The organism is candidate division KSB1 bacterium, assembly GCA_022562085.1.
Classification (GTDB): domain Bacteria; phylum Zhuqueibacterota; class Zhuqueibacteria; order Oceanimicrobiales; family Oceanimicrobiaceae; genus Oceanimicrobium.
In genome coordinates this window covers 1-5,230 of sequence record JADFPY010000320.1, presented here as the reverse complement: position 1 = coordinate 5,230, position 5,230 = coordinate 1, and the positions used below count along the sequence as shown (strand labels likewise).

At 44.2% G+C, this 5,230-nt stretch carries 4 protein-coding genes; 2 read left to right on the top strand and 2 right to left on the bottom strand.

Going from position 1 to position 5,230, the window contains the following annotated elements:
- The first annotated feature begins 541 nt into the window (after positions 1 to 541).
- A complete protein-coding gene (locus IH879_19195; GenBank protein ID MCH7677054.1) occupies positions 542 to 1,051 on the top strand; it encodes a DinB family protein in 510 nt (169 codons plus the stop codon).
- A gap of 312 nt (positions 1,052 to 1,363) precedes the next feature.
- Positions 1,364 to 2,296, top strand: coding sequence for a hypothetical protein (locus IH879_19190; protein MCH7677053.1), 933 nt, complete (start codon positions 1,364 to 1,366; stop codon positions 2,294 to 2,296).
- Between the two features lie 16 nt (positions 2,297 to 2,312).
- Here the strand turns inward: IH879_19190 and IH879_19185 are convergent, their stop codons facing one another.
- Together IH879_19185 and IH879_19180 are read right to left on the bottom strand one after the other, a co-directional pair.
- The gene (locus IH879_19185; GenBank protein MCH7677052.1) at positions 2,313 to 5,060 is read right to left on the bottom strand and encodes a tetratricopeptide repeat protein; all 2,748 of its coding nucleotides are present in this window, start codon (positions 5,058 to 5,060) and stop codon (positions 2,313 to 2,315) included.
- A 12-nt stretch (positions 5,061 to 5,072) separates the two neighbouring features.
- A partial coding sequence (locus IH879_19180) for a hypothetical protein (GenBank protein MCH7677051.1) occupies positions 5,073 to 5,230 on the bottom strand: 158 nt, incomplete at its 5' end.

The window sequence follows — 5,230 nt, the reverse complement described above, 5'->3', positions numbered from 1 at the left end:
CCCGAGAAATTTTTAATCGGCCCTGATTAGAGGTTTTACTGGAGTGGTGGAAATAAACGGTCGCGACTATGTCTTAATTGGGGTAGTAGTGGGAGCTTACCGCCGCTCCTCCTACTCCATAGATAGAATATTTTTGTTTGACAAAGAACGTTTGATATGTTAGAATACATGCATTGTGTCTAAGCTGCTTCTATATCAATTTTGTTATTCGTAATGACATTTTCAATAACTTTAAAATTAGCCTCTTAATCAAACCGGGAGGAAAAAATTCCAGGAAAAAATTTCGCTAAAGTTGCGGTCTTCACTTACTGCGGGGGTATTTTTGCACACCTGCTGAAAATTATTTTTAAGATTCCAAACTTAGGAGTACACCGTTTGCAACTACGGAAACGCCTACCCAAATTAACGAGAAGAAAATTGGAGCTTGAAATTTGAAATTTATTTGGGATTTGTACATTTGGGATTTGGAGATGCGGCTCTGCTGCGCTAGGAATAATTCAGGTTAAATGAATCAACACAACTTTAGCAGGAGGTATAATCTATGACCCGTCCCGAAGCAAATGAATGTGCACCTTACTATCATACTTACATTAGCCAGGTGCCCGAAGGAGACATTATTGAAATATTGGGGAAACAGCTTGAAGAAACGGTTCATCTCTTAAAAGATATAAGTGAAGAAAAGGCACTCTACCGGTATGCACCGGATAAATGGAGCGTTAAAGAACTTATCGGACACGTAATAGATGTCGAGCGCGTTTTTGCTTATCGTGCCTTAAATATCGCCAGAAACGACCAGAGCGAACTACCCGGAATGGAACAGGATGATTATGTTAAATTTGCCAAATTTGATGATTTACCTTTAACTGATCTTTTAGAAGAATTTCGGCACGTCAGACAGGCCAACATTTTTCTATTTAAAAGTTTTGACGAAGAAATGCAGATGAGAAAAGGAATTGCCAGCGGCTGTGAATTTACGGTTCGAACCTTCCCTTATATTATTGCCGGACATGAAAAGCACCACCAGAATGTTCTCAAAGAACGGTACTTATGATGACCGAGAAAGTCTCCCCAAAAATTTAGTTGACTCTCAGAAATCAGTTTAATAATTTAATCAATTATCACATCTTTCGCATGCAAAGGTTGTAGTTTACTAGAAATAAAATAGTGTAATGATTCTTAATTTGGTTAACCCACATGTCACCCCTTGTGGAGTTTTGTGGTTTCAAAATGCCATTGCTATAAATATTCCACCCCGAAGTGTCGGGGTGACATGTTATGTCCAAATTCGTAAATGGCACTAGAAGTCAGCACACTAGTTCTTAACAAGACTACTAAGCAGATGTTGGGACGAAAGGAGTGATCCATGTCCGAAGCCGCCATAGAAAAAAAGAGGGCACCCTCAAACACATCTTCGATCGCGAAAGTCATGGCAGCCCAACTGAAAGAGTACTGGGCAAACGCCGAAAGCTACCAGAAAGTACTTTATATCACGGGTTTTTTACTAATAACCAGCGGGGTTTTTCACACCGGTGTCCTCATTGCAACCGGCGGCACTTTTCAGGGTGATGTCTCCTTCCGCAAAGCGATAACCTTTGGCGAGGCATTTGGTTTGACCGCAATCAGTTTGTCCTGGTTCCTGACGTTTTTTCCTAAAAAGCGTTTGCTATGGTGGACCCTGGGTGGAACTTATGTGCTGGCAACTTTAGTCGAAGTGTTTTTGATCAGCATGCAGGTTTGGCGCGGCGTCCCCTCTCATTTCAACAACAGCACTTCCTTTGATGCAGGAGTTTTCGCCATAATGGGGATTTCAATCGCCATGCATTTGCCACTTATAGTGGGCGTTCTGATTGCATCCTTCACGTTTCTTAAGGCTCCCGCGACTCTTAAATGGGCGATCCGGGGTTCCATGTTGATTTTAATTGCTGCTCAAGTCTTTGGTGTTTTTATGATTACCATGAACAGCCACATGGTTGCCCCGGCCGGCTCTATGAAAGGACCGCACGCCCTAGCTCTGCATTCTCTGCAGATTTTGCCTCTTCTGGCATTTCTGCTGATGTTTACAAATTGGACTGAAGCCCAGCGGACCCGGGTTATTGTTCCGGCAATCTCAGGTTATATTGGTGTAACGGCTATAGTAACCTCTCAAGCGATGAAAGGACAGGCGACCTTTGATCAAAACTTAACACTGGGTATTTTGTTTGCTTTAAGTGCTGGCCTTTTAATAATAGCGTTCTTGAGAGCCATGAATGGACTCCGGAATCGTGCTACCGCATTTGAGCCAGAAGGTTCTCGGTAGCATGGGGAAGGAGCGGTCACTTTTTTGCTGAGAGCTTCATTGCGCTCTTGATTTGTTCTAAATTACGCTGGTAGGCCGTGTTGTTAGGGGCCTTTTTCACACTCTCCTCCGCGCGTTGCAGGGCTTGCTTGAAATCACCCTCAGCGAAAAATACCCGGGAGAGATTATATAGCGGTGTGGTGTAAGTCGAGTCCAGGCCGATGGCGGTTAAGTAGTGTTCTTTTGCTTTCTGTGACTCTCCTTGAAACACATAGGTAAGTCCTAGAGAGTTATAGAGTTTCACGGAATCAGATCCTGCGAATTTGATGGCTTGAGCAAAAGCTGTGCTCGCCTGTGCATAATTCTTTTGGTCTCTATGTGCACGAGCGAGACTAGCATAGGCGCGGTAATTCATCGAGTCTAAGGCTACGGCTTTCTTGTATTGTCGGATAGCTTTATTTAATTTATGCCGCGCTTTTAATGTATCGCCCAAATGGGTATAGGCAGCGGATGCAATTTTGTAGAGTGTGTCCGGCCATGACTGATCTTGTTTCTTTAATTCTTCAAGTAATTTATCATAGTTGAAGTCATATTCCGCCTCGATATTAATATACTCCTTGTAAACTTCCCCGGCCTTATCATAGTCTTGTTTTTTAACAGATGCAATCGCTAACTTCCAATATGCATTGGCTAATCCCACATTGGCGGATTGATCGCGGCGATTGAATTTAATAGTTTTCTCATAAGCAAGTTTAGCTTCTTGCCACCTCCCGAGACCTTCGTATGCCTCGGCGGCAATTTTAGCGATTTCCCTTGCTGCATTCATAGCGTCGGCCTTCAACGAATCAGGTGAAACTTTGATTGATCTGTCTAAGGCTACTTTTAATCTATCGTCGTACATGGAGGCAACTTCTTGATTCTGGTGGACGGCATTCTTGTACGCAGCCACTAATTGCCTATAGGTGTCTCGATCGTAGGGATAGAATGTAATTGCTTCCTGATAAGCAGAAGTAGCTTCTGCCCACTTTCTATCTTTTTTGTATGTCTCGGCGGCAATTTTGGCGATTTCTTTTGCTGCATACTTTGCTTTAGACTTCAACCCATCAGGGTTTGAAGCTTCAATTGAATAGTCTAGAGCTACTTTTAAGCTATCGTATATGAAAACGACTTCTGAGTTCTTATCGACAGCGTTCCTGAACGTCTCTACGGCTTTGTCGTAATTTGGTTTTTTTGAATTAAAGTATTCTCGCACTGATGTCATGGCCCCTTGACGTTCGCGTTCAAGTGCGGATGCCTCGGATGCCTTCATGTAGACCGTCAATACCGTAATTGCTAAACCGGTTCCAACCAGTACTTGCACGAGTGTTTTTACTCTGCGATTTTTTGCCGAGCGTTTGATCGGGGAGACCAGATTGTCGTGACTGAGTTCATAGTAAAAACCGTTTAGCCGCGGTTCCACGCGCAGCAAGCGGTTGGCGATTAATCGCGACAAAATATCCGTTGTGACTCTAAACTTCTCTTTGATCATCTCCGCTTCTAAGCTCAGTCTTCTGCCGGTTGAGCTGATCAGACCCGTCTCGCACAGGATTCGAACTGCTCGCCTTTTCAAGAACGTGAATTGCTTGATCTGTGTGTCATAAAAATTTCGCCAGATCTTTTGCATACCACTCAGCCCACCAAAGTCATCTGGCGCGATCTGTATTTTGCTGCCTGGTTTTTTCATTTTGTGAGCGAACCATTTCTCAATATTCCGCCAAAGTCTCATCTGCAGGTTCTTGTTTGCGGTTTTTTGCTCCAGGAGGAGGACTTTTTTCTGAGTATATTGAAAAAGTAATTTGAATATTTTGCTTCTTTTTCTCTGCTTCTTGAGGATTTTCTTTGTTGTTGCTAGTTTTTTGGTTATGACCTTTTTCTCAATATGCTGGCACAGCACCTGCAGTTGAAATAATTCAATTTCGTCGGTTGGAACGATTTCTTTGCCTTTCCTGCCTTCGCTGAGAAATTTGATCATGGTATTGACGGCTCTCTTGGTATAAGAGAAACGCCTGGTCTGCAACTGCTTGTTTTTCAGGCCAGCCGGTTCCTCAATGGCTCTTTTGGCCTGTTCCTGAGTGAGGGGGGTGAGACGAAAGCGGTTGCGCAGGATGGTCGGAATGTCATCCGCCAATTCCTCGAGATCGCCCAGGAAATCCTCACGGATGGATATGACGATTTTGATATTGGGCGGTTTATCACTGTAAAAGGACTCACTGGGTATTTGCGGCTGTCCCTTCAGGGACTTTGGCATGGTGCCTCTGACCAGGTCCGCCAACTGAATAAAAAACTCTTTTTTTTGCGTTTCGGAAAACCCCAGAGTAAAAATTTCCTCAAACTGATCGAACACCAGAACCGGCGTAAAGAGCACATCCTTCTTTGACCAGAATTCCGTGGTTTTGAAGTACTGCCACAGCGTGCCCTTATGGCCACTTTCGAACTCAAGCCCATGCATTTGCGCGGCGCCTGCAATTTCCTCATAAATCAATTCCGATGGCGCCTTTTCCGGGTCGTTGAGTCTTAGAGCAAAGGGGAAATAACCCTTTAGCCGCAGCGCTTGAAAGACCCCTGCATTCAAAAGGGATGTCTTTCCCATCCCCGATTTTGCATAGAGCACCACCAGCTTTTCTGCCAGAATCAATTGCAGAAGTCTGGCTTTCTCCTTTTCCCGGCCTCTGAAAATAATGCGATCGACTGCATCATCATGAAAAGGCCGAGAACCCGGGTAGCGACTGCCGGTTGCTTCGTACATATTCCTCTCTTATTAAAGCTTGTTACGTCTTTGCCGGTCACGCCGGATGGCGGAGATCAGCTCATCCGTTTTATCGCCCTGGCTAAAGTCAATGGTTTGCCATTCTTTCAAATCCTCCAGCGGCGTGCAATCTTCGATCTGGATGGGTAAAATAAATCTAAATGGTTTTC

Coding starts and splice junctions, on each gene's coding strand:
- IH879_19185 (MCH7677052.1), bottom strand. CDS start 5,060: ATGTACGAAGCAACCGGCAGTCGCTACCCGGGTTCTCGGCCTTTTCAT.
- IH879_19190 (MCH7677053.1), top strand. CDS start 1,364: ATGTCCGAAGCCGCCATAGAAAAAAAGAGGGCACCCTCAAACACATCT.
- IH879_19195 (MCH7677054.1), top strand. CDS start 542: ATGACCCGTCCCGAAGCAAATGAATGTGCACCTTACTATCATACTTAC.